This window comes from Neobacillus sp. WH10 (assembly GCF_030123405.1).
GTDB lineage: Bacteria > Bacillota > Bacilli > Bacillales > Cytobacillaceae > Neobacillus.
Window position 1 is genome coordinate 2,201,083 of record NZ_CP126110.1, and the last position, 25,955, is coordinate 2,227,037.

At 36.7% G+C, this 25,955-nt stretch carries 25 protein-coding genes; 21 read left to right on the top strand and 4 right to left on the bottom strand.

What is annotated here, in order from left to right; all coding sequences use genetic code 11:
- Positions 1–106: 106 nt before the first annotated feature.
- The 15 genes from cutD (at position 107) to eutM (QNH20_RS10495) (ending at position 10,147) form a co-directional block, all read left to right on the top strand.
- Positions 107–1,060 (top strand): choline TMA-lyase-activating enzyme, encoded by a 954-nt coding sequence (gene cutD / locus QNH20_RS10420; RefSeq protein ID WP_283922814.1) that lies wholly within the window; start codon positions 107–109, stop codon positions 1,058–1,060.
- A 41-nt stretch (positions 1,061–1,101) separates the two neighbouring features.
- Positions 1,102–1,455: a BMC domain-containing protein gene (locus QNH20_RS10425; protein WP_283922815.1), complete on the top strand. Its 354-nt coding sequence runs from the start codon at positions 1,102–1,104 to the stop codon at positions 1,453–1,455.
- A gap of 14 nt (positions 1,456–1,469) precedes the next feature.
- Positions 1,470–1,925, top strand: coding sequence for a EutP/PduV family microcompartment system protein (locus tag QNH20_RS10430; RefSeq protein WP_283922816.1), 456 nt, complete (start codon positions 1,470–1,472; stop codon positions 1,923–1,925).
- Positions 1,903–2,577, top strand: a complete 675-nt coding sequence (locus tag QNH20_RS10435; RefSeq protein ID WP_283922817.1) for a cobalamin adenosyltransferase — start codon at positions 1,903–1,905, stop codon at positions 2,575–2,577. The genes QNH20_RS10430 and QNH20_RS10435 overlap by 23 nt, the downstream gene beginning before the upstream one ends.
- Positions 2,559–3,404, top strand: a complete 846-nt coding sequence (gene eutJ / locus QNH20_RS10440; protein ID WP_283922818.1) for an ethanolamine utilization protein EutJ — start codon at positions 2,559–2,561, stop codon at positions 3,402–3,404. The genes QNH20_RS10435 and eutJ overlap by 19 nt, the downstream gene beginning before the upstream one ends.
- Before the next feature lie 13 nt (positions 3,405–3,417).
- Positions 3,418–3,720 carry a BMC domain-containing protein gene (locus QNH20_RS10445; protein WP_283922819.1) on the top strand — a complete coding sequence of 101 codons (303 nt, stop codon included), beginning with the start codon at positions 3,418–3,420 and terminating at the stop codon, positions 3,718–3,720.
- Positions 3,717–3,980, top strand: a complete 264-nt coding sequence (locus QNH20_RS10450) for a EutN/CcmL family microcompartment protein (protein ID WP_283922820.1) — start codon at positions 3,717–3,719, stop codon at positions 3,978–3,980. The genes QNH20_RS10445 and QNH20_RS10450 overlap by 4 nt, the downstream gene beginning before the upstream one ends.
- A 15-nt stretch (positions 3,981–3,995) precedes the next feature.
- On the top strand, positions 3,996–5,324 hold the full coding sequence (locus QNH20_RS10455; protein WP_481858064.1) for a 4Fe-4S dicluster domain-containing protein: 1,329 nt from the start codon (positions 3,996–3,998) through the stop codon (positions 5,322–5,324).
- A 1-nt stretch (position 5,325) separates the two neighbouring features.
- Positions 5,326–5,874 (top strand): BMC domain-containing protein, encoded by a 549-nt coding sequence (locus QNH20_RS10465; RefSeq protein WP_283922821.1) that lies wholly within the window; start codon positions 5,326–5,328, stop codon positions 5,872–5,874.
- A gap of 36 nt (positions 5,875–5,910) precedes the next feature.
- On the top strand, positions 5,911–6,570 hold the full coding sequence (locus QNH20_RS10470) for a cupin domain-containing protein (RefSeq protein ID WP_283922822.1): 660 nt from the start codon (positions 5,911–5,913) through the stop codon (positions 6,568–6,570).
- A gap of 11 nt (positions 6,571–6,581) precedes the next feature.
- A complete protein-coding gene (locus QNH20_RS10475) occupies positions 6,582–7,202 on the top strand; it encodes a BMC domain-containing protein (protein WP_283922823.1) in 621 nt (206 codons plus the stop codon).
- Between the two features lie 32 nt (positions 7,203–7,234).
- Positions 7,235–8,767 (top strand): acetaldehyde dehydrogenase (acetylating), encoded by a 1,533-nt coding sequence (locus tag QNH20_RS10480; protein WP_283922824.1) that lies wholly within the window; start codon positions 7,235–7,237, stop codon positions 8,765–8,767.
- 39 nt (positions 8,768–8,806) lie between these two features.
- Positions 8,807–9,424 (top strand): phosphate propanoyltransferase, encoded by a 618-nt coding sequence (locus QNH20_RS10485; RefSeq protein ID WP_283923389.1) that lies wholly within the window; start codon positions 8,807–8,809, stop codon positions 9,422–9,424.
- Positions 9,425–9,444: 20 nt separating this feature from the next.
- Positions 9,445–9,747, top strand: coding sequence for an ethanolamine utilization microcompartment protein EutM (gene eutM, locus QNH20_RS10490; protein ID WP_283922825.1), 303 nt, complete (start codon positions 9,445–9,447; stop codon positions 9,745–9,747).
- Between the two features lie 106 nt (positions 9,748–9,853).
- Positions 9,854–10,147 carry an ethanolamine utilization microcompartment protein EutM gene (gene eutM, locus QNH20_RS10495; RefSeq protein WP_283922826.1) on the top strand — a complete coding sequence of 98 codons (294 nt, stop codon included), beginning with the start codon at positions 9,854–9,856 and terminating at the stop codon, positions 10,145–10,147.
- Position 10,148: 1 nt separating this feature from the next.
- Here the strand turns inward: eutM (QNH20_RS10495) and QNH20_RS10500 are convergent, their stop codons facing one another.
- Both QNH20_RS10500 and QNH20_RS10505 read right to left on the bottom strand, forming a co-directional pair.
- Entirely contained in the window at positions 10,149–10,331 is a 183-nt protein-coding gene (locus QNH20_RS10500) for a hypothetical protein (RefSeq protein ID WP_283922827.1), read from the bottom strand.
- A 125-nt stretch (positions 10,332–10,456) separates the two neighbouring features.
- Positions 10,457–11,395 (bottom strand): helix-turn-helix domain-containing protein, encoded by a 939-nt coding sequence (locus QNH20_RS10505; protein ID WP_283922828.1) that lies wholly within the window; start codon positions 11,393–11,395, stop codon positions 10,457–10,459.
- A 208-nt stretch (positions 11,396–11,603) separates the two neighbouring features.
- On the opposite strand from QNH20_RS10505, the gene QNH20_RS10510 reads away from it, so the two are divergent.
- Entirely contained in the window at positions 11,604–15,713 is a 4,110-nt protein-coding gene (locus QNH20_RS10510) for a S8 family serine peptidase (protein ID WP_283922829.1), read from the top strand.
- Positions 15,714–16,141: 428 nt separating this feature from the next.
- On the top strand, positions 16,142–16,429 hold the full coding sequence (locus QNH20_RS10515; protein ID WP_283922830.1) for a hypothetical protein: 288 nt from the start codon (positions 16,142–16,144) through the stop codon (positions 16,427–16,429).
- Between the two features lie 86 nt (positions 16,430–16,515).
- Here the strand turns inward: QNH20_RS10515 and brnQ are convergent, their stop codons facing one another.
- Both brnQ and QNH20_RS10525 read right to left on the bottom strand, forming a co-directional pair.
- A complete protein-coding gene (gene brnQ / locus QNH20_RS10520) occupies positions 16,516–17,874 on the bottom strand; it encodes a branched-chain amino acid transport system II carrier protein (protein WP_283922831.1) in 1,359 nt (452 codons plus the stop codon).
- Positions 17,875–18,302: 428 nt separating this feature from the next.
- On the bottom strand, positions 18,303–19,241 hold the full coding sequence (locus QNH20_RS10525) for a class I SAM-dependent methyltransferase (protein WP_283922832.1): 939 nt from the start codon (positions 19,239–19,241) through the stop codon (positions 18,303–18,305).
- Positions 19,242–19,362: 121 nt separating this feature from the next.
- Between QNH20_RS10525 and QNH20_RS10530 the strand changes: the two genes are divergently transcribed.
- From QNH20_RS10530 to QNH20_RS10545, 4 genes are all read left to right on the top strand, one after another.
- Entirely contained in the window at positions 19,363–21,384 is a 2,022-nt protein-coding gene (locus QNH20_RS10530; RefSeq protein ID WP_283922833.1) for a LuxR family transcriptional regulator, read from the top strand.
- Positions 21,385–21,585: 201 nt separating this feature from the next.
- Positions 21,586–22,251 carry a hemerythrin domain-containing protein gene (locus QNH20_RS10535; RefSeq protein WP_283922834.1) on the top strand — a complete coding sequence of 222 codons (666 nt, stop codon included), beginning with the start codon at positions 21,586–21,588 and terminating at the stop codon, positions 22,249–22,251.
- Between the two features lie 32 nt (positions 22,252–22,283).
- A complete protein-coding gene (locus QNH20_RS10540) occupies positions 22,284–23,150 on the top strand; it encodes an SDR family oxidoreductase (protein ID WP_283923390.1) in 867 nt (288 codons plus the stop codon).
- A gap of 548 nt (positions 23,151–23,698) precedes the next feature.
- On the top strand, positions 23,699–25,951 hold the full coding sequence (locus QNH20_RS10545) for an EAL domain-containing protein (RefSeq protein ID WP_283922835.1): 2,253 nt from the start codon (positions 23,699–23,701) through the stop codon (positions 25,949–25,951).
- Positions 25,952–25,955: the final 4 nt, after the last annotated feature.

The following is a 25,955-nucleotide window of genomic DNA, read 5'->3' on the forward strand; positions in this document are numbered from 1 at the left end:
AAATCAACTATCTGCTGCTTGTAATAAGGTGCTGTCAGCTGTGCTTTGGGAGAAGCAGCAGAACCCTAAAAATTATTACACTGAATCACACAGGAGATTGAACAGTATGGGCAATCCAAAAGAAGGAATAATCGAGAGAAAAGCATTTATTTCCAACATACAGAAATATAATATGTTCGATGGACCGGGTGTAAGAACAATTGTGTTTTTTAAAGGATGCCCATTACGTTGTAAGTGGTGTGCAAATCCTGAAGGACTCGAACGAAAATATCAAGTAATGTTTAAAAGAAGCGCATGTACAGATTGTGGTTCCTGTGTTTCTGTCTGCCCGGTCGGTATCCACAGTATTTTAAAAGAAACCTCAAAACATGAAGTATCGCGCAACATTGATTGTACTGGCTGCCGTAAGTGTTCTGATATTTGTCCGGAGTCGGCATTATCTATTGTTGGTGGTATGAAAACTATTTCTGAACTTTTTGAGATAGTGGAAGAGGATAGATTGTTTTATGAAATGTCTGGCGGAGGCATTACGTTAGGCGGCGGCGAAGTATTAATGCAGCCTGAGGCTGCAGCGAATCTGCTGATGGTTTGTAAGCAAGAGGGGATTAATACGGCAATAGAAACCAGCGGCTATGCAAAACTAGAATCTGTTCTCAGAGTTGCGGAGTTTGTGGATTTGTTTCTTTATGATATCAAACACATTAATTCGGAGCGTCACTTTGAATTAACAGGAGTTCGTAATGAACTGATATTAAACAACCTAAAGGAGCTTCTTACCCGCAGATATTATGTGAAGATTAGGATGCCTTTATTAAAAGGAATCAATGATAGCCAGGACGCAATTGAAGGAGTTATTCAGTTTTTATTGCCATTCCGTGAATATAAAAACTTTAAAGGAATTGATTTACTGCCGTACCATAAGTTCGGTGTAAATAAGTACAACCAGTTAGGAAAAGAATATCCGCTGACAGGGGATCCAAGCTTGAATAGTGAGGAAATGAAAAGGATTGAGAATTGGTTTAAGGAATATGACTTCCCAGTTATGGTTATCAATCACTGACATTGAGTTTAGAAAAGAAAATAGATTGAAAGGTAATTATTATGGGAGCATTTAATGAAAAAGCGATAGAGCGTATCATACAAGAATCGGTACCTGGAAAACAAGTTACGATTGCACATGTGATTGCTTCACCAATGCCGGATATCTATGAACGGTTAGGAATAGACGAAAAAGGAGCAATTGGGATTCTAACCTTAACACCATACGAAACCTCCATTATTGCTGCTGATATTGCGACCAAGACGGCTGATGTAGAAATTGGATTTCTTGATCGTTTTACAGGATCGGTAGTGATTAGCGGTGATGTCCAAAGTGTCGTAACCGCACTGGAAGCAGTAAATGATACATTAAATAAAATGCTGGGTTTTGTGACAACCCCAATTACACGAACATGAGAAAGAAACGAATCATGGTGATTGGGCCAACAAATTGTGGAAAGACCACTCTGGTCAATGCATTAAATGATGATGACAGACCGATTAGAAAAACACAAAACATTATTTACGGAAAAAACACCATCGATGTTCCAGGTTCTTATATAGAAAACACATGGATGTACAAATATTTAATTTCAGCCGTACAGGATGCATCACATGTATTGATTTTAGTGGATCAATCAAACTGCAAGGATGTGTATTCACCTGGATTTGCCAAGGTTTTTAGATGTCCTGTAATTGGAGTCATTACAAAAAGTGATTTAAAGCCAGAAAATGAGGACCTATGTATCCGGCAACTGAGGCTGATTGGAGTGGCAGATCCTTACTATAAAGTAAGTGTTCCGAGTGGTAAAGGCGTAGGTGCTTTAAAAGAGATTTTATTCGTAAAGATAATGAGGGAGGAAAATGAAGTTTATTACCGAGGGTGACTTGCGGGATTTATATAAAAAAGAACCTTTTACTGCTTATGATTTGGAATCTGATGCAAGACTTACACCTGGAGCACGCCAGTTTCTTGCCGATCGCGGGATTTACATGCTAAATGACGCTCTCGGTACAAGAACCACGAAAACAACGAAAGCGGCTGAATTACCTGAGAGTAAGAATAATTGGAAAAAGTTGAGGCTCTACAGCATGCTGAAATCGATAGATGCTTTGTTTCTTCTAACTGTAGAAGAACTGTTGAGCAGAGATGTTTGTTTGGCACAAAGTACGCTTAAACTTAATAGACAATTTTCTTGTATTAAAAATTCAGTGAAGAACAATGGTATTGTCGAAAATTTAACTTGCAGTGAATGCACAGGGATAAATGAGAATAATTTTTCTGATACTCTAGAAGATTGTTTTGAAATAACAGATTTTCACATGCAGCTTGAAAAAGGTAGAGAAATACTAATTTTACATAGGCTTCGCAGCGCACTTCAGGAAGTAGAGCCGGTTTTGCAAGAACTCAGCTGCAGCAGTGAAGAAGAGAAAAAGCTGTTCGAAGGAATTGTTTGCAAGGTTAATCAGGTTATTAATAGCCTTTCTCAATTAATTTGTTCAGCGGTTGGAGGGGAAAAATGTCAAAGGAAAGGTTAACTTTTCAATACTGTGATCAACTTGTAAGGGATTTTGAAAAGGCAATTGAACATCCTATTGTGAGTAAATCTTCTATTTACTACACAGGAGTTGATCTAGGTACGGCATGTGTCGTTCTAGCCGTTTTGGATGAAAATTTGCAGCCAGTGGCGGGTGCTTATCGTTATGCTGATGTTGTTCGTGATGGTATGGTAGTCGATTATATTGGTGCTGTTAATATTGTTAGAGATTTAAAGAAAGAGCTTGAGAAGAAATTGGGAGCTGAATTAATCTATGCAGCGGCTGCAATTCCTCCTGGAACAGATGCGTTGGATTCAGGTGCCGTAAAAAATGTTGTCCAGGCTGCCGGGTTTGAACTGACCTACCTACTTGATGAGCCCACTGCGGCAAATGAAGTCCTCAAAATGGAGAACGGAGCAGTTATAGATATAGGTGGAGGTACGACAGGTATTTCTATTCTGAAGGATGGAAAAGTTGTTTATGTTGTAGATGAGCCTACAGGTGGTACTCACTTTTCGTTGGTGATTTCTGGTGCTTACAAAATATCTTTTGCAGATGCAGAAAAATATAAGCGTGATGACAAGAAACATAAAGAATTGCTGCCTGTATTAAGACCCGTGGTAGAAAAGATTTCTTCTATTATTCTCCAGCATATTAAGGGGTTTGACATTAAAGAAATATCTTTGGTCGGTGGAACCTGCTGCTTAGACGGTATCGAAGAAATAATCGAAAAGAAGACAGGTATATTCACTCATAAGCCGAAGAATCCAATGTTTGTCACCCCACTAGGAATAGCACTTAGCTGCAGGAATCAATACAAAGAATAGGCAGGACGTAGATATGGAGTTTCGAATAATTAAATCCCCTTCAGAGGGTACGATCGATATCATAATGCGGCGAATTGGAACAGGTATCACTAAAAAAATGGATTGTATTGATGCTGTTGGTCTGGTACAGGGCAGAATGATTGAAATGATTTTTGCAGCAGATATTGCTGAAAAGGCAGTGGGTGTCACGGTAGCGGATGTTAGAGGCAGTTGTCCTCAAAATATGATTTTAATTGCCATCTTTGGGGATACCTCATCTGTTGAAGCAGCAATGCATGAGATTAAACGCAAGTCGGAGGAAGGTATATGTAAATGATAACCGCAAAACTGATTGATACAGTATGGGCAACAAGAAAAGCAGACTCACTTAACGGATTAAAGTTTATGCTGGCAGAAGTGATCGGGGGCAGCAATGAAGGTAAGCGCCTGGTTGTTGTAGATATTATCAGTGCTGGTATCGGAGATAGGGTTATTGTCACCACAGGCTCATCGGCTCGCAAAATGCTTGGCGATGATGCTATTCCGGTTGACGCAGTTGTTGTCGGTATCATTGATGAAGATTGTAAGTTTAATTGATGTGGGTGATGGAAATTGAGTCTTCTAGATTTGGTAAAAGAAGCCGGTATAGTCGGAGCAGGAGGGGCTGGATTCCCTACTCATGTAAAACTGGCAGCAAAGGCAGATCATATCCTTCTTAACGGTGCTGAATGTGAACCACTATTAAGAGTGGATCAGCAATTAATGGAGCTATTTCCTGAAGAAATCATTAAAGGTTTTGAAGCAGCAGGCAGGCTTGTAGGCGCAAGTAAAGCACTAATAGGAATAAAGAGAAAACATAAAGATGTAGTTTCTATTTTGAAAAAGCGAATCGAAGCGCTCCAGTTTGATAGATTCGTAGAGGTTAAAGAGCTAGAGGACTTTTATCCTGCGGGTGATGAACAGGTTTTGGTGTACGAACTGACGGGTAGAGTGGTTCCCGAGGCAGGGATTCCCATTCAGGTTGGCTGTGTAGTGATAAATTCAGAAACAGCGTTAAATATTTATCGAGCTTCCTTAAATACGCCTGTCACGGAAAAATATATCACTGTTGCTGGCGATATACCTAAGCGCTTGACCGTAAAGGTTCCAGTGGGAACACCTATTATCGAGGTGTTAAAGCTCAGCGGTATTGAGAATTTTGATGAATATGCCGTAATTGATGGCGGTCCAATGATGGGGCCTGTCATGAGAGGGTTAGATGGATATGTTACGAAGAAAACAAAAGGGTTAGTTATTTTAAAAAAGCAGCATTACCTGATTAAAAGAAAAACCCTTGGCCCGGAACAGGCAAGGAGAGTGAATAGAACCTCCTGTGAGCAGTGCCGGATGTGTACTGACATGTGTCCTCGTTACTTGCTTGGTCATGACATGCAGCCACATAAGATGATGAGAGTTTTGAACTATAGTTTGGAGAATGTAGAAGACCAAAAGATTACCTATCTATGCAGCCAGTGTAATTTGTGTGAGTTGTTCTCATGTCCAATTGGACTATATCCAAAGGCTGCAAACATCAATATAAAACAGAAATTAGCTGAAAAAGGTATTCGATATCATTCGGAGCAGACAGAATTTCATGCTCGGAAAAACCGTAAATATCGATTGGTTCCTAGTAAGCGTTTGATAGCTAGATTGGGTCTATATAATTTTGATAAACCGGCTCCAATGACAAATATTTCCCTGGAACCAGAGGTGGTATATATAGCAAAAAGCCAGCATGTTGGTGCACCTGCTATTCCAGTTGTTTCTGTAGGTGATCATGTCAGTTCTGGACAGCTGATTGGAAAAATACCTGAAAATAGTTTAGGGGCTGCAATTCATGCCAGCATTTCTGGAACGGTAGTGGAAATCGGAAATTCTTTTATTGCAGTAAGGAGGGACTGATATGTCGAACGCAATAGGAATGGTTGAATTTACAAGTATTGCTCGTGGTTACTACGCGGCAGATCAGATGGTAAAGATTTCGGATGTAGAAATAGTCACAGCTGGTTCCTCCTGCCCTGGGAAGTTTATTGCCATTGTTCATGGTGACGTTGCAGCCGTTCAGGATTCAGTAAAGATAGGTGAACGGATGGCTGAAGAATACTTTGTGGATTCTATTATTATACCAAATGTAAGTCCAGAGGTATTTCCCGCCATTACAGGATCAACCACTCCTGATAGCATTCAGGCGTTGGGAATATTGGAATCTTTTTCAATGGCAACTATGATTTTAGCAGCGGATGCCATTCTTAAGACGGCCAATGTTCAAGCTTTAGAGCTCCGTTTGGGAAATGGAATAGGCGGAAAGGCGTACTTCACCTTTACCGGTGACGTGGCTGCTGTTCAAACGAGTATTGAAGCGGGAAAGGCAATAGCAGAAGAAAAAGGTTTGTATGTAAATGCAGAGATAATCCCATCGCCGTCCGATAAACTGATACCATGTTTATTCTAAAAATATATTAACCATTTCCTGAAAGGAGGTGAGGATATGAAGAATTTGATTTGCGTGAAAGATGTTGAGGACATGGATAAGCAAGGGAAGAAAGTATTTTATATTGATAGAAATACAATTATTACCCCAGCTGCTAAGGATGCGGCTAAAGTTTGTGGCATGGAGTTTTCGTTAGAGGAGCAGATATCTGAAACTAAATCCCCTGAACCGGTAAAAAGCTGCGGTGGTGAGATCGACAGTAATGTGATCTATACGGTGCTTAAGACGATGATGGAAAAAGGACTTTTAAAAGGAATGTTTGATAACGTTCATGTGCCTCCATATATTGATGAACGCGATAGTGGGGGATTAAAGCTAGTTCGCGGTAATTCAGTTAGGTTTGATGTGTTTGATACAGGTAACCCGAATAATAAAGTGTTCTATCAAGAATTGATTAGCAAAGATGATGCCTCGATGAGCGCTGGATTTTTAACAATAGAAAAATCTAGTTTTGAATGGGAATTGTGTTATGAGGAAATTGATTATGTAATAGAAGGTACTTTGACAATAACCATTAATGGAAAAACCTTTACTGCATATCCTGGAGATGTTCTCTATGTTCCGTCAGGCTCTAAGGTAGTTTGGGGTTCTCCTGACAAGGCGAAAGTATTTTATACTACATATCCAGCCAACTGGTCTGACATGATGCCTAGTTAAGGAGTGGTAAAATGCAAGCACTAGGGTTAATTGAAACAAGAGGACTTACTGTAGCGATTGAAAGTGCAGATGCCATGCTTAAGGCAGCAGAGGTTACCCTTATCGAAAAGACTTACGTAGGGGGAGGTCTTGTTTCAATCGCTGTTACCGGTGAGGTATCTGCTGTAATAGCAGCTGTAGAAGCTGGTGCAGGAGCTGTGAGACAAATAAATAGCGCAATGCTGATTTCTCAACATGTGATTCCCCGCCCTGATAAGGAGCTGGAAGGGTTGATTGTATCAGTGAACCCGCTTGAAAATTCGGATTTGCCAATATCTGATTCAATTAAAGTTGAACCAGAAGAGGAAGCTGTAGTTGGTGATTTAATTGTTGAAGAAAAAAACACAATCTCATTGGAGATGAGTGTAGAAGAAATAGAAAAAAAGACGATTGATTATATTGTTCTTGAATACGGTTTACAAGAAGCCTTAGAGTATCTCGGCAGCCTAAAAGTGTCGAAGCTTCGAAATTTAGCGCGTGAATATCAGGAGATAGGAATAGCAGGAAGAGAGATTTCGAAGGCAGATAAGAAAAAGTTGCTTGCTGAGTTAACTCAATACTATAACCATTTTAATAATAAATTACATGATTAATAGAATAGGAAAAGGAAAGGGGGAATCAGCTAATGGAGAATTTTGATTATGACTTAAGGTCTATACAAGCAGTAAGAGATCTTGCGAATTTAGGGAAAACTGCGGCAGATCAAATTGCTGAATATACCGAAGAGCAAATTGATAGAATTTTACGTAATATGGTAAAAACCGCTAGAGAAAATGCGGTTCTTCTTGCCAAAATGGCAGTCGAAGAAACTGGTTTTGGAAAAGTGGAAGACAAGACATATAAAAATCATTTAGCTTCGACTATTTTGTATGATTCTATTAAGGATATCAAGACTATTGGTGTGATTCGAGAAGATGAAGCAGAGAAAGTAATGGATATTGCGGAACCGGTTGGTTTGATTATGGGGATTATCCCTTCAACCAATCCAACCTCAACCGCTATTTATAAATCAATGATTGCCATTAAGTCACGGAATGCGATTGTATTCTCTCCGCATCCATCTGCAGCCAAATGTACATTGAAGGCAGCTGAACTAATGAATAAGGCTGCCGAAGAAGCCGGTGCTCCGGCAAACACTATCGGATGCATTTCAATGCCTACCATGGGTGCAACAAATGAGCTGATGAAAAACAAAGAAGTCAAAATGATCATTGCAACTGGCGGACCTGGTCTGGTTAAGGCCTCCTATAGTGCAGGTAAGCCTGCTTTGGGTGTTGGTGCCGGTAACTGTCCGACCTATATTGAGAAAACAGCTAATGTTAAGCAAGCTGTTACCAATATTTTAGCGAGTAAGACCTTTGATTATGGAACCATTTGTGCTTCGGAACAATCTATCATTGCAGAAGAAAGTAATCGAGATGAGGTAGTAGCTGAGCTCAAAAGGCAGGGCGGCTATTTTATGAGTCCGGAAGAAACGACAAAGGTCTGTAGATTATTGTTTAAGAATGGTCATGCCATGAATGCTAAGTTTGTTGGAAGGTCACCACAGGTGATCGCAGCTGCTGCAGGATTTTCAATTCCGGATGAAATCAAGGTTTTAATAGGTGAACAGCAGGGCGTCGGAGCTGATTATCCGCTATCATATGAAAAGCTGACAACCGTACTTGCTTTTTATACAGTAAAGGATTGGCAAGAAGCATGTGAACTTTCTATTAAGTTATTACAAAACGGCATTGGCCATAGCATGAGCATTCATACAGAGGATAGAGATATCGTACTGAAGTTTGCCAAGAAACCAGCAGCAAGGATATTGGTTAATACTGGGAGCACACAAGGAGGTACCGGAGCAAGTACTGGACTGATGCCTTCATTTACACTGGGATGCGGAACATGGGGCGGAAGCTCGGTTTCTGAAAATGTCAGCCCGATACACTTGATAAATATTAAGAGAGTTGCTTATGGATTGAAGGATTGCAGCACATTAGCTTCTGCTGATCCAACATTCAACTATCCTGAACTTTCAGTTAACCACTGTAAAGATCAAATTTGTGCTAGTGGAAATACTTCTTCTTCAAATAATTCAAAGTTCAACGACTCTGATAATGAGCAGCTTTTAAAGCTAATCAATGAGTTAGTGTATGCAATGAAGAGGGGGTAGGCTTAATTGGACAAGCATGAAGCGGTACTGAAACTTTTGATGGAGGCTTTGCAGACTAATCTCACTCCAACAGAAGCGCAAGAGGATACATATGAAATACCTGTCGGAGTTTCTAATCGGCATATTCATTTATCCAAAGAAGATTTAAACAGCCTGTTTGGAGAAGGCTATCAGATGGCCAAGTTAAAAGACTTGTCGCAGCCTGGACAGTATGCATGTAAGGAAACGGTAACGATTTGCGGTCCTAAAGGTGCGATTGAAAAGGTTAGAATCCTTGGCCCAGTACGCAGTAAAACACAGGTGGAAATTCTTGAAGGTGATTGCTATAAGCTTGGTGTGGTAACAGAGCCAAGACTTTCAGGCGATTTACAGGGTACACCCGGAATAACCATAATTGGTCCTAAAGGTTCTGTTCAAACTAAGGAAGGTCTGATTGTTGCACAAAGGCATATACACATGACCCCTGAAGATGCCAAGCATCTAGGTGTTCATGATGGACAGGTCGTGTCTATTGAAATTAACGGACCTCGTGGCGGCATTTTCCATAATGTTGCTGTAAGGGCAAATGACACATCCGCGCTTGAGTGCCATATCGATATAGATGAAGCAAACGCAATGAATGTCAATTCATTAACAAAAATTAGATTAATAAAATAAAACCTTTGGAGGTATGAAAAATGAAATACGATGCATTAGGAATGATCGAAACTAAAGGTCTAGTAGGAGCAGTTGAAGCTGCCGATGCAATGGTGAAAGCAGCGAATGTTAACTTGGTCGGTAAAGAACATGTTGGTGGCGGATTGGTAACTGTAATGGTAAGAGGTGACGTAGGTGCAGTAAAAGCAGCAACTGATGCTGGAGCAGCTGCAGCTCAACGGGTTGGCGAACTAATCTCTGTACATGTTATCCCACGTCCACACGCTGAAGTTGAATGTATTCTTCCACAAATAAGGGGAGTAAAAGAACCTGTAACGGTGTGATTTTCACTAAACGTTCAATATTAAACTGCTGCTGTTTAGTTATTGGTAAAAAGTAAAACCTAGGTGGAAAGTAAATTTACAAATAATAATTTTAGAGGTGAGAAAAATGAAATACGATGCATTAGGAATGATTGAGACAAAAGGTTTAGTAGGATCTATTGAGGCTGCGGATGCAATGCTGAAAGCAGCAAATGTCTACATGGTTGGTAAAGAACATGTTGGTGGGGGTCTAGTAACAGTAATGGTAAGAGGTGACGTAGGTGCTGTAAAGGCAGCAACTGACGCTGGAGCAGCTGCTGCTCAGCGTGTTGGCGAACTGATTTCAGTTCATGTCATCCCACGTCCACATGCTGAAGTTGAAGGTGTTCTTCCAACATTTGGGTCAGAAAAGAATCTATAAATTAAAAATCTACGAAATTACTTTCAGAGAACGGCAGAGGAGAAACCTTTGCCGTTCTTTTCATTAATGTTGAAGTGCCATAGAAAGCATAAACCTCATAATAATCAAAAAGTTCGGGATAGGGAAGTGCAATGTTAATAAGAGATAAAATTGTAGTTGGACTATTTTTTAATCCAAAGGTCATGGAAAAACAACCTTTGAACAAAGAAAACGAATTTGAAAGCAGCTTAATATGAAATCTAACCAGGATGACCTAGACTTTGGGCGCATCCTGTTTTTTGCCTATTAGAAATAGTAATTGAGTAAGTACTATACGTTTTGGAAATCAGTTACTAAAATTTCATCCGAATTAAATAGGTCACTAATAGTTACAAGATTGAGAAAGTGTTTTTTTCTTTTTTTAATTTCTGTAATATATGGTTTGACATTTAATACTTGTAGATAAAATATCGCTTTGAAGTAGTTTTTAGCTATCTCTTTCTCCGGAAATTCATCTAGTAATTTTTCTTGTGATTCTGCTAATCTCTCATATAAGTACCCTATTATTTCCATATTATACTCTTCTTTGCATAATTTTATCCCTGCTTTACTAATCTTTATGGATTCATGGTATCTTCCTAAAATATATAGGCATTTTGAGTAATTATTAATTACTTTTGCTTTAAAAATGGGGAATTTTTCCGACTTTACATCAGTATCAAGTATTTGTTTGTAAAAAATGATGGCATCATCGTAACAGCCGCTTTCAGCGAAAATTGTGGCAATACTGTTAATAATTTTTAAATCCAAAAAATCATCGAGAATAAAGGATTGATCATCGTTTATTAATTGCAGCAATATTTCAATGATTTCTGTGTAATTCAATATACCTAATTTAAATTTTGCTACAGTATTTTGCCATATAAGAAAAGTATAGAAATAGTGATTATCTATTTTATTTCTATGATTAAGTTCGCTGTTGGTTAAATCGTAAATATCTTTATACTTAAACAATCTATTTAAGGACATTAAATATTGTATTGTTTCATCGAAATAGTCTGTTCGATCATTAGATAGTGATAAAAAATGTTGCAGGGTAACTCTTAATCTTAATGCGATTTTATGTAAGACATCTATTCGTGGATAAACCTCACCCGCTTCAATACGACTAATTTCCGATTGATGGCAAATCCCTTTTGCAAGCTCTTTTTGCGAAATGCCCAATTTTTTTCTTAGCCATTTTATTTCATTACCTAATTTCTTGTTCAAGACCTGATACCCCTTTAATTAAAATATGCAAAAATGCATGTTTTTTTAGTATTAATGAGTTTTTTCTACTTTATCTCATAAATGTTCGTAATTCAAGTAAAATTCAGAAATTTCAATAGAATAAACTTTCTGATAAACTTGAAAACAGATTATGTTATGTCTTAGTTTTAATATCCATTTTTATAGAAAAGAAAAGGGGGATGTAGAGATGAAAGGAATAAAGAGAAAACTTTTCCAAGTTACAACTGTGCTTGCTTTAGCTAGCAGTAGTATTTTTGGCTCTTCCGTGATTTCCCAAAAGCCAACGTATGCTTTATCTAGTGAGAACATAGCAGAAAATATTATTGGGTCGTTATCCGATGAACAAAGAGCTGCATTGCAAAAATTAGACTCCGCAGATTTAAAGAGTGGACTAAGATTATCAGATGATGTGGACTTAAATAGTGACGATGAGGTATCAGTGATTGTTGAATTCAAAGAACTTCCAGCGAAAGTAGCCCAATTGGTAAAAGCTACAAAAGGAGAATCAATTTCGATCGAGAAAGCGAAAGAAAAAGTTGAAAAGTCACATACTGAATTTAAAAAAGAGTTAAATGAAGAATTAGGAAAAAAAGAGAAATCTAATAAGGAGAATTTTCATATTAAATATACTTATCAGGATGCATTTAACGGTGCTACAGTAACACTTCCAGCAAATCAAATTAAGAAATTGTTGGATTTTGACATGGTTAAAACAGTTTATAGTGATACAACAATACAAATCAAACCACCAATCGAAATAGAGGAAGAGGAAGCGCAGACAAAGGTTGATAGTATACCATTTTTAAAGATTGATAAATTACATAAGGAAGGTTATACCGGAAAAAATATAAAGATTGGTGTAATCGACACAGGTATTGATTATAATCACCCTGATTTAAAGGAAGCATTCAAAGGTGGATATGATTTTGTAGATAATGATAATGACCCAATGGAAGCTACATATGCCCAATGGAAAACTTCCGGAAAATCAGAAAAGATAAACGGAAATACGTATTACACCGATCACGGCACACATGTGTCAGGAACAATTGCCGGTAAAGCTAAAAACAATTCTGATTATAAAGTCACTGGAGTTGCACCTGATTCGGATTTATTTGTATACCGTGTATTGGGCCCATATGGTTCTGGTACTAATTCTGCAGTTATTGCCGGTATTGATAAATCAGTGTCAGATGGAATGAATATAATTAACCTTTCGTTAGGTTCTTCACTAAACAATCCTTTAGAAGCAACAAGCTTAGCTATCGATAATGCAGTATTAAGCGGTGTTACTGCTATAGTAGCAGCAGGTAACTCTGGAGAAAGTGGAATGTACACATTAGGCTCTCCGGGGGCAGCAGCACTAGCATTAACAGTTGGTGCGAGTTCTGCTGGTACTAAGGTAACAACATTTGCGAGTAAATTTGTGTCAGATGGTAATAGCTCTGATAGTACATTACAATTGATGACCAAAAAATGGGTGGATGATTTCACTAACTTGTCTGGAAAAACATTCGAAATTGTAAATGTAGGTGAAGGCGGAGCAAAAGATTATACAGGAAAAAGCGTTCAAGGCAAAATTGCATTTGTCGTTCGCGGCACATATGCCCTTATTGATAAAATGCAATACGCAAAGCAAAATGGAGCTGCAGGTGTCATAATATACAACACCAATTCGACAGAAGGACAAATCCCTTATTATTTGGGAGAAAGCAATGAAAATATTCCAGTATTCTCAATGACAAATAAAGACGGTTTGGCAGTCAATGAGTTATTCGCCTATGGTACCCCGACCGTTACGTTGGGGGAAATTGGAGAAACTGAAATTCCAGGTGATGAACTAGCCAGCTTTAGCTCCAGAGGGCCATCTGGAACATTATATGATATCAAACCGGAAATTACGGCACCGGGGGTTTCTGTCTTATCAACAGTACCTTCATATATTAACAACAAAAATGATTTTTCAGATTATTCCTCTGCATACTTGAGAATGTCGGGTACATCGATGGCAACTCCTCATGTTACTGGGATTGCTGCATTACTATTACAATCACATCCAGATTATACACCAGCAGATATTAAAACAGTCTTAATGAATACAGCAGATCCTTTAAAGGGTCTAAATAGTGTGTTTGAAGTAGGGGCAGGAAGAGTAGACCCTTTTGAAGCGATATATTCTAGTACAGAACTGGCAGTTCAAGATGAAACACCCTATATTGAAAATAATGTAATAAAAATCATTAATGAACAAACAGGTGGCCTTAGCTATGGTTTTATTCCAATAGATAATAATGATATTACGAAAACAACGAATCTACTAATCTCAAATAATAGTGATAAAATGCAGCAGTATAAAATTTCTGTTGAGTACAATGTTGGAGCCCGGGGGTCCTTGGATGCCAAGGAAAACGGTGTGTCTTTAGTTGTGCCCGAATTGATTAAAATTAAAAAAAATAGTCAGGAAACTATACCTGCAAAACTATTCATTCCAAAGACTGCTAAAAAAGGCACATACGAAGGATATATTCATGTGGTGAATAAAAAGGACCCTGATGAAAATTATCAAATTCCATTTGGCCTACGTCTAGTTGAAGAAGGTTTCGAATATTTCAAAGTTCACTCACCAAGTATCTCTACAAATCGTGTAAGGAACCCTTATAGTGTAAAGACTACTGATTTAGATTTCAAACTAAATTCACCTATGCAAACATTAGATTTTATTTTAGTTGATCCGAAAACAAATCAAGATTTGGGTCTAATAAATACAATTAATACTTCTGGGGCAGCAATCGACGTTGATTATTACGTTCAAGATGGTTTTTATGGAAGATATTTTCCGTTTACAGGAAATTCAAATAAACCAATTGGATATACTTCTATACAAGTACCAGAAGGATTGTACAAAATTAAAGTCATTGGTACAAATTTAGACGGTAAACAGTATACAATGACTGATCAAGGATTCATTGATAATAGTAATCCAACCTTCACTTTAGATGATACCAATGCTATTCCTAAAGGGGATCTTCCATTTGTAGAATTAGCCCCTGGTCAAAAAACAGTAACATTATCTGGAAGTGTAATTGATAATGAAGCAAAAATAATGGAAGCTAGCGGCATAAATGTAACGCAAGCCAATAATAAAGTTTGGTACGGACCTAACTCTCCGGCATGGGGTATTCCAGCCGATAAGGATGGCAAGTTTAATAATGAAATTTCAGTCGATTCTCCTAATCCAGTTAATATGCTCCAATTTGTTGGCGCGGATAAAGCTGGTAACACAACGATCTCTAAAGTCATTTATTATGTGAAGCCTGGGACACAATATATTTACGCTAAACCAAATAAACAGTCTTTTACAATGGGGGATCAATTAACGTATACCTTTTATAGTCATGGTTTGCAAAATGCAAAAGATTTAACAATCAAGTTTGATTATACCTCAAAATATTTTAATTCCGTTGTATTAAATAAAAATATGGCTTTATCCGACGATACACAGTTTACAGTTACATCAAGTGGTACTACAAGCAAATCGAATACCATTAATATAAAAGCACCTGGGGATGGTTTAACTGGTGATATTCCATTATTTGATATGCAAGTAGATACGAACGCTAAAGAATTTGTAAATGTAAATAGTATATTTTTTACTGTTACTACATCCTCGTATAAAGATATTAGTGGTAAAACGGTAAGCCCGTATACTCAAATCGGTTTATTGCCAAGCTATCCTGCCTATTCAACAGTACAAGCTAAGATTAATGCTGAAGGGTTATTAAATGCGAACGGCGGTTTTAATTATGCAATCGACTACACGACAATCGGTGCAAAAGTTACAGCGAAAGACTCAAAGGGGCAGGTATACAATGGGGATATTCAAAAAAATGGAAACATTGTTTTTAATAAAATGCCTCTTACTGAACAGTTATATACCGTCATAATTGATGTACCTGGCCATTTTACAACTTACACACCTATGGAAATTGGCCGAAAAGATGGGGATATATATATTGGCGAGAGTATTTCATACCCTTCAGTAAGAGAAAAGTCAGGCGATATTAATAAAGATAATGTAATAGATATTCATGACGTGATTTTGCTTCAAAAATATTGGGGAACAAATTACCGCGATGCAGATATTAACTTTGATGGAACGGTTGATGCAAAGGATTTCAAGCTCCTAGAAGCAAATTATTTAAAACAAAACGATTATGTATTAGATACTCCTACCGCTGAAAAGGAGTCCAATGGGAAAACAATTGAGTCAATTAAGAAAGCACTAGGGATAAATTAAGAAAAAGCAGTTGTAGATTGAAGTTGCCATTAGCTAAACGCACAGTTACAGTACAGGAATGGCTAAACCAATATAAATAAACTTTCTTTAAAAGGTAAACTCAATAACATATTTGGTTTTCCTGTAAGGATTTGTGTAGCAGCTGCCGTTTTTGTCATAGCCTTTGTTCTTGTAAAACAGGAAGATTCAATGTTAGCCATTCGAAATGAGGTTCTTATCCTAATGGAATAAACACAACCGAGCAACAATTTCAATCTAAAGATGTATCAGTTACTTTTTCTAGAGAAGACCAAGAGTTATTCAAAATAATAAACGGTAATAAGGCACTCGTTTTAACAGAAGAAGTAGTCATCCCAACTAAGGAAAACATACCTTCGATTATTGGAGAACCAAAGATTACAGTAACTAAAGATAATAATCGTGTCCTAATGAGTGTATCTTGCCTTGTTAAAGGAGATAAATACTTATCCATTGATACTGCAATTAATAAACAAGGCTCTGCGAAACTTGTATACGATTCGTTAGTAATAAGTTACTCCGGTTTTAAATCTTTAATAACCATTTGGAATCATCAAGCAATCCTTATAAACCCTGTCGAAGCAGGTGGGGTTAATCAGTTAATTATGGTCAGTAATGAATTTATCTATTATATTGCGGGTGGACAAAATAGTGACGACCTTATTAAAATGGCTGAATTAATCAATTTTATTAAATAGTAATAGTAAATTACTACTCTTTAGATAACAATTCTTAGAACTACAATAAACTGTATTAAATAAAAAAGGAACTGTAGGATGAAACTCTACAGTTCTTTTTGTGTTTTCTTCATATCACCCTTTGGCCAAAAACAGCCGATGATTGCTCCAAATAAAGCGGGTATAATCCAACCTAGACCAATGTCGTAAAGTGGCAGATAATCCATGTAGAATGCCTTAATAGAATCGAATAATGGGACAGTTGCAGATGGTAAGTTTACGACTAATGTGCTATAGCCATCGAAGAAGCTTACAAAGAATGATAACAACATGGAAGCTGCATAAACGCTATGTTTATTACTGAATAGTGGCGAGCAAAGCGTCAATAGGATAAGAACAATTGCTAGCGGATATAGTAACATTAACACTGGCACCGCAAATTGAATAATATTGTTTAAACCAAAGTTTGCGATAGTAAATGAAACGAAAGATAGTATTAATACAAACCATCTATAACTAACTTTAGGAAATACATTATGGAAAAATTCACTACAAGATGTAATAAGTCCAATGCTTGTTTTTAGACAAGCAAGTACAATAATAATTGCAAGTAAAATCGTGCCGAATGACCCAAAATAGTGCTGAGCAACTGCTGCAAAAATCTGGCCGCCATTATCAAATGTTCCGATAGCTGATACGCTCGATGACCCCATATACGTAATGAGTCCGTAAATTAGCATCATTAAAGCCATCGCGAAAATACCTGATTTCCATGTTGTTTTGGCTATATCCTTTGTGTTAGTAATGCCTTGTCTCTTAATGGCATTAATGACAACGATACCAAATGCGAGTGATGCTAGGGCATCCATTGTATTATAGCCCTCTTTAAAACCAGTTATGAAAGGAAGCTCAATATAGTCCCCTGAAGGTTCTCCGAAATGACCCATTGGCTTGACTATGGCAGTTACGATTAAAACAAACAGGAAGACTAGAAATGCCGGTGTTAAATATTTTCCAATATAGTCCATAACTTTTGCAGGATGAAGTGAGAAATAGTAAACAATGGCAAAGAATACGAAACTAAAGAGCCCGAGCCATAAGCTAGCGTAACTCGGATTTATGTAAGGTTCAAAACCGACTACAAATGGTACCGTTGCTGTACGTGGAATGGCGAAAAATGGTCCAATTGTTAAGTAAAGAGCCATAGAAAAGACCAAACCAAAAAACGGATGTACTTTATTGGCTATATCACGAAGTCCGTTACTTCCGGATAGACCGATCGCTAATATTCCTAAAAAAGGCAGGCCAATGGCTGTTACTAAAAAGCCAATTAATGCAGGCCAAAAGTTTGTTCCCGCAAGTTGTCCTAATTGGATAGGAAAAATTAAATTTCCCGCACCAAAGAACATTCCGAAAAGCATTGTTCCGATGACTACATAGGTTGAAAACGATATTTTTTGCTGCATCTAAATTGCTCCTTCTAGTTGTAATGCTCTCGATTGAAAGTCATTTTTTTTTTCTCTTTTTTATAGAAATTATGACTCTAACAACTATAAAAAAATTGACATAAACATACTCACTATAAATACTTATTAATAACAAGTCAATTGTAATTTTAAGTACTTTTAAAATTTGGCAGGAGGGTCTTAATATTAGTATATCCATTGTCTTCGCGAAACCGCTGTCATTATAAAAGCAGTGGACTGGATACTGATCAAAAAGATGAAATAGACTTTATTATATATTTGCTTCTCAAAAAAATCCTCCTTTAATACAGATAGGGAACTAACTCGGCCAAAGGACAATATCCAACCTTTATAAAGTATTTTTCAAATTCAGGTGAATTCAAAAAGTAAATCAACAATATATTATAACAATACCAATTACCTAATCATTAGGAAGCTTTTACTATTTCTAAAAACACAATTGTACCTGTAGGGTCCATGTAAGTCTTCACGTTGTCTATCTTTTCCTTTGGTAACTTTTCAACTAAGCGAAGAAGTTGACTTTCATCTCTATAAATCGGCCACCAATCGCAGCATACCTCTAAGTATCCACATAAAAGATGAGTGGGGTGAAAACCTGTTAGAATAAACGCTCCACCTGGTTTTAAATAATTGAAAAAATTTTGGATAAGCTCTTCAGCTGAAGTATCCTTTACATTGTTAAGAAGACCGTTAGACCAAATAAAGTCGAATGGTTGAAGTGGTTTTAGGATTTTTGTGAAATTCAGAAAGGTTATATGGTGTGTTTTTATGCCTCTAAGCCCAAATTCTTTATCGATACGAAACAGGGCCTCTTCATCCCAATCCAAAGCATGTATAGAACTTAAAAATAACTGGGAGTCAAACTTTGTATTCGGAATTTCACGTAGATTGCCGGAGGGAATAGATAAGAAATGGGAATTCTTCTTATGGCATAATACGTACTCTATTTTTCTCTCGATCATATTACGAGCTTTACGGATTCCTATACAGCTAGAGAGGGACATGAGGCTATTAAATAGATTCTTACCACGTGCGGTTTCATATCCTGTAAACGGAGCTTGAACCAATCCATCAACTGAATAAATAAAATCCATTAGAACTGAGCCAACGTTGTCTTTTGATTTGTAAAACGCATGTTGTGTAAAAGGTTCTTGAATAATAAAATCTCGGAGGGGATGATCGAGATATATTTCTTTAATAAATCTAACCCAATCGTTGCGGGAGGTTCTTTTTCGCAGAAGGTTTAATCCCTGACAAAATTGTATAAAGGTTAAGACATCATCCTGTTCGGAATAAAATTGATTTAAAGTATGATCAAGAATTAATGAGGGATTGTTGTTTGTCATAAGTCTCAACTCCCTTTTAAGAAATGGATGATATCACTATATAGGAAAGAATAGGATTTGTGTAGGTCCTTAAGTATACTTGAAGTATATATTATCAATTCATTACTAGCTGGAGGTTATGATGAGTAGCTTTGGTGAAGAGATTCGAAGATTAGAAGAAAGTTTTTTTGTCGGGCGAAAAATGGAATTGATTATCTTCCGTAATTTTGTATACAACAAAGAAAATAAAGAACGTATCCTAAATATCAGTGGCACAGGAGGAATTGGGAAAAGCTCTTTGCTCGATCAGTTTCGGCGAATTTGCGACCAAGAGGGAATTCCTTTTTTTCTCTTGGATTGCTTAGATTTTACCAAGACTCCGCAAGGATTTGCCTTACGATTGCTCGCTATGTTAAATACACAAGTCCCAGAGGAATGGAGTGAGAGCAAGTTATTAGAGGAAGCGGTGAGCCAACTTAATAAACGAGCTCAAACTGGTCGTTTAGTTTTTGCTATAGATACCTATGAAGAAATGAACGAACTTGATGATTGGTTACGGCATTCCTTTTTAGTTGAATTATCCATTAACATTTTGATTGTATTGTCTGGCCGCTTTCCCTTAAAAGGGGGCTGGGTGTTGTCACCGGCTTGGAGAAGATTCATTAAATTTATGCCATTGTCACCATTTGACTATGAAACTTGCAAGCAGTATACATCTATATTTGGGGACTATAATGATAGCTTTGTAAGAAAGTCATATTTTATTACCAAGGGGCACCCTCTTACGTTATCTCTTTTCATGGGCTTGAATGAATTGGAAGGCTTAAAGGGGGAACAAGAACCTGAATTTCTAATGTGGAATGAAACCTTTAAAGAAATTGCTGGACAGTGGCTGCGTGAAATCACTGATTCTACATTAATGGAGTTGTTGGAAGCTGTAACAATGGTCCGTGTATTTAACCATGAAATTCTCGAGAATATTCTTGGAAAAGAGATAAGCAACGAGGAGTTTGAAAATCTCATCCATCTCTCCTTTGTTCGAAAAAGTGAACGTGGGTGGTATTTGCATCAGGTTCTCCGAAAAGCTCTCTATCAGGATTTCAGACTTAAAAAGCCTAATATTTATAATCAGCTCTGGCAGCGAAGCGTTAAATACCACTACGGTCTTTTTTCCTCTCGACATCATTCTATAGAAGAAAGAAATCTTTTCCTTTTAGATTTTATCTATATTGTAGGGGATCCTGGTTTTCGGGCCATGTTTTATGATGATGCGATTGATCAAACCTATTATATTGAAACGGTTAACAAGGATAATTTACAGGAAGCAGAACAGTATTTTAAGGATGTCCTTTCAAATCATCAAGATTATATCCAAGAGATGTACGATCCAGTAACAAATGAAAGACATATATATAATATTCCAAAAGCTGTAAATGAAAAATGGTTTACTTCGATTAAACTTTCCGAAGTGATTCTACTGGGAAGTGAAGTCGTCAGGCTACTTAAAAATGAAAAGCACGAAGCGGTGGGTATTTTTGTATACATTCCCATTCATAGAGGTTCTCTTCAGTTTCTGCAACAAAACCCGATTACTCAGTCTTATTTCCGCACCCTTTCTAAACAGGAGAGGGATAAGTTGATTGTACCACCAGAGTCACCGGCAGGGTGGTTTCAATATTTGATCGATTTTTCAAAGGATGGCAGTTCTGCGGCCAGATTCATGTTCTTTCAAACATATCTTTCCTACTATTTGAAAGGCGGAATAATGGTGTACACTGCTCCAATGAAATATAACCAGGAAGCAGTCAAAGGGGTAGGGTATGTTGAAATACCTGGAACTACCCATTTCGGTTTTGGTCTTCAATTTCCTGCACCGGTATTTGTGCTCGATTTTAGAGAGGATAAAGAGATGAAGAAGTTTGTTGAGAATCTTTATCAGTCAACGGAAGACAATTATGAAGCTTCATCTCTTGATGCAATATTATCAGGACTAACTCCCCGTGAACGCGAAATAGCCCTTTTAACAAGAACTTGTTCGTCTAATCTAGAAATAGCCAAGAAGCTTTACTTATCAGAAATCACTGTAAAAAAGAATCTTAGTCGTATTTATGAGAAACTTGACCTAAAGGGCAAAACAGAATTGGTCAAAAAATTAATGAGCTAATTAATCCATTATTAACACTGAAGACTAAAGGTCTTCAGTGTTTTTATTTTTTGATACCAAAATATACGCTTGAATATACCTCCGTATAATTACCGACTTCCTTTTTCGTCTCTATAATGAAACTATACTACGAACAAGGAGTGAAATAAGGCAAGGTGATCGATAGCTTTTTAATAAAACAAAACCAAAGGAGAGTTGAACATGTTTAATCGTTTTGATCTGTATGCTCCAGTACACAAGGGGATTCGCTTAGCATTAAGTGGTTTATGCCATCAGGCAGGTTCGGTTGATAGTTCTGATGACGAGGGAGTGAAATCATTTGTCAAGGAATTTAGGCGGGTAGCAATTATTCTAGAAGCCCATTCGAGAGATGAGGATGCAAATATTAATGAATCATATGAAAAATTTGCACCTGAGACATTGCATCAATTGGAGGATGAACACGGTGCATTAGAACATTATCTTGAGCAGCTTATTGAACTAGTGGATCAGTTACAATTGAAAGAACAAAATCAAATAGAGCATCAAAAGATCTGGTGGCAAATTGGTAAAGATCTGAACAGTTTTACAGCAGATTACTTTATCCACCTTCAAAGCGAAGAGGGACCAGGCATGAAGGCATTATGGGAGAATCTGACGGATGACCAATTGAAGGTCATCTCAATAAATATTCGTTCCTCTATTCCACCACAAACAATGGCGATATTTATGCACTATATGATACCAGCGATCAGTCATCAGGAGCGGTTAGAGATGTTTAGCGATATGAAAAGATTTGCACCTAAAGAAGCGTACGAAGGTATGTTGAGTTTAGCGAAGTCTCGGTTGGATCAAAAAAGCTGGGAACAACTGCAAACAGCACTATAAGAAATCAATCCGGAAGAGGTTAAGTGATAAGTATGAATATTCTTGTTATCGGAGGTACAGGTACTGTAGGAAGTCAGTTGGTTTCGGAGCTTTTAAATCGCAAAGCATACGTCCGTATCCTTACTAGAGATCAAAGTAAAAATCAGCATAAGAATATGAACTTGGAATGGATCCAAGGGGATTTGGAGGTACCTGAAAGCCTAGTAAGGACATTTGATCAATTGGATGCAGTGTTTCTCTTAACCGGTTTGGCTAAGACAGAAACAATCCAAGGAGTAACAGCTGTTAAGGCTGCTAGAAAAGCTGGTGTACCCAAAATTGTATACTTATCTGCACCAATGAATGAAAATATGTTACACATCCCTCATATAAGAAGTAAAATCGGGATTGAAGAGGAGATTAAGAGGTCGGGCATGGATTATACGATATTACGACCGAATAATTTCTTTCAGAATGATTACTTGTTTCATGATGCAATACTTCAGGATAGGATATATCCTCAACCGCTCGGTTCAGTTGGATTGAATCGAGTCGATGTAGAAGATATCGCCTATGCAGCGGCAAATGCACTCCTTCTCAGCGGATATGAGGGTAAGGAATATCCTATTTATGGATCCGAAGTATTAACAGGGGAAGCAATCGCCGAAACTTACAGTCGTATAACTGGGACTACGGTACGTTATATTGGAGATAATCTGGATGAATGGTATCAACAAGCTATTACTATAATGCCAGAATGGCTTGCTCAAGATTTTCGTATTATGTATGAAAGTTTTCAAAATTTTGGCTGTCTGGGAACATACCAAGACTTCATACTCCAAAAGCAATTGCTACTACGTGAGCCCAAATCATTTGAAGTTTTCGTAGCAGAAACCGTTTCACGTTGGAAAAGTGAATGAATTTCTTAAATTTTTGAACTTATACTCATGAAGAATTTTGCAGACCTTATTTCTACAAAACAAAAAAATGGGTTTACTTTCAGGGGGATTTACTTAAAAGTGTTGCTTTGCTGTCACAAGTAGAATTAGACCGTTTATAAGATAAGGGATGGTCTTTCCAAAAAGTGTGACCGTTTGGAAGATGAAGCTCATATGAAAGAATTTAAGAAATTAATATATAGAGTAATAATCGAATACTCTGGATAAGTTCCAGAGTATTTCAGAGTGTAGACAAAAGGCAAACGAATTGGTCCAATCGTTTGCTTTTTGTCCTTTTTAGTTTATTAATTTCTTAAATCGGACTTCTTAATGGATCAAGATTCATGTGTGGTTTTTCTTGTGCTACTAATTACCTTTTTTTGATAGGTAATCAAAAATACAAAATTTGATAGTTTGTAAATCATTTACCGGTAATGAAAAATATTAATTATTTTGTATAGATATAGAACATTATTAGTTTTTTTATTAAAATATTAATATTGTATTTGATTTTTTGAGGAGTTTGAAAAATGAGTGTCAAAGAACCGAAATATATAACAGAATCAAAGAGAATGTGTAAAGAAAGTGGTATGGATCCAAACATAATACCTAGTCCTAAAAAATTTATGACAAAACAGGAACTTTATAGTAAAAGAAAATCATACAGTGATATACTATCTGTTGTAAGTTATTTTTCTAATAAGCTATTGGATTCATTAAAAGGAACTCCGATATTGATTGTTATTTCCGATTCTGTTGGATATTTGTTAGAAATGGTAGGTGACGAAACAATCAAGACTACCGTAGAACAATTTGGTATTAAACAGGGAAGTCTTTTTACCCAGGAAGATACGGGTACGAATGTCATTAGTTTATCCTTATTGCAAAGACATCCGATTACTTTAATAGGTGAAGATCATTATCATAGATTTCTTTTTGAAATAGCTTGTTATGGTGCGGCGTTTCATTACACGGATGAAGATAATTTACTCGGTAGTGTTTGTATCATGATGCCAATCGTTTTTCAAAATCCGTTATTTTTAACCATGCTTTCTCAAGTTGTAGATTCGATTGAAAGAGAATTGTTACTTAGAAAGCAAAATAAGAAACTTAATATTATGAATCAAATTATGTTAAGCAGGACAAGAAATGGGATTGTCATTACTGATGAAAAAGGTATTACAACAGAGTTTAATGATTTTGCCCAGAAAATATCTAATCGAAATAGAGGGTCTGTTTTAGGAAAGAGAATTTACGAATCTGATTTAACAGGGGATTATTTTAAACGTGTTATTGAGTTTGAAGAAAAATATGAAAATGAAGAACTAAAGTTTATTAACGAAAATGGTGATAAAGTAGTTTGCTTATTTGATGCACAGCCGATTTATGAAGATGATAAGCTTATTGGTGCATTTGGTCAATTTAGGGATATAACCGATCGATATTTAATTGAAGAAAAATATAACTACTTGGCATATCATGATGATTTAACCGGCTTGCCAAACAGGCGTTACATACAAAAAGAAATAGAAACAATTATCAAGAGAACTCATGCCGGAAATAGTCCGAAATTAGCTATTATGTTTTTAGACCTAGATCGATTTAAAATCATAAATGACACCTTTGGGCATTCTAATGGTGATATATTGCTGACAAAAGTGACCAATAGATTAGTTGGGTGTCTTGGAGAAAATGATAAACTGGCTCGTTTGGGTGGGGATGAATTCATTTTTTTATTAAAAGATTTTGAAAATGATCATTATGTCATTGAAATAGCTGACCGCGTGTTAGAGCAATTTAAGCATCCTTTCATCGTGAATTCAAATGAATTTCACACTACTGTTAGCATTGGAATAGCAATTTACCCTAGACACACGATAACTCTTGAAGATTTTATGGTATATGCAGATACTGCTATGTACAAAGCAAAATCTCAAGGCAAAAATGGATATGTTGTCTATACTTCCGACATGTTTAATAATTCAGGTGAGGAATTAAAATTTGAATCTGATATAAGAAAAGCATTGGAGAATAATGAATTTCTCCTGCATTATCAGCCTCAAGTTTGTAATAAAACGGGAAGAATTGTTGGAGTAGAAGCACTGATTAGATGGAATCACCCGAAGTATGGTCTAATTTATCCAGATAAATTTATTAAGTTAGCTGAAGAAACAGGATTAATTACAGAGATTGGGGAATGGGTAATAGAACAAGCTTGTATCCAAAATAAAAGATGGCAAAATTTAGGTATGGAACCAATTTCTGTTGCAGTTAATCTATCTTCTCAACAATTCTTTAAGCTAAATTTAGTTGGTTTTGTGAAAAGAGTATTAGATCAAACCGAACTGAATCCCAAATATTTAATTTTAGAAATTACCGAATCTATGGCTATGGATTTTACTTATTCACTAAAAGTTCTAAGGCAATTGAAGGATATTGGTATCTGCATTAGTATAGATGATTTTGGTACTGGGTATAGTTCTTTAAGTTACCTTAAGAAATTCCCTATTGATTATTTAAAGATAGATAGATCATTCGTTAGAGATATTATGGAAGATAATAACGATGTTAACATAGTTAAAGCGATCATAACTTTAGCTCATAATCTTGGTTTACAAGTTATTGCAGAGGGTGTGGAGACAAAAGAGCAACTAGAGTTTTTAAAGAAAAATAATTGTGATAAAATTCAAGGTTATTTTTTTAGTAAACCTATTGAAGCGGAGCAATTTGAACAAATTTATGCTCCAATGCTGCAAGAAATAAATTATGTTGGAGAGGTATAGCACA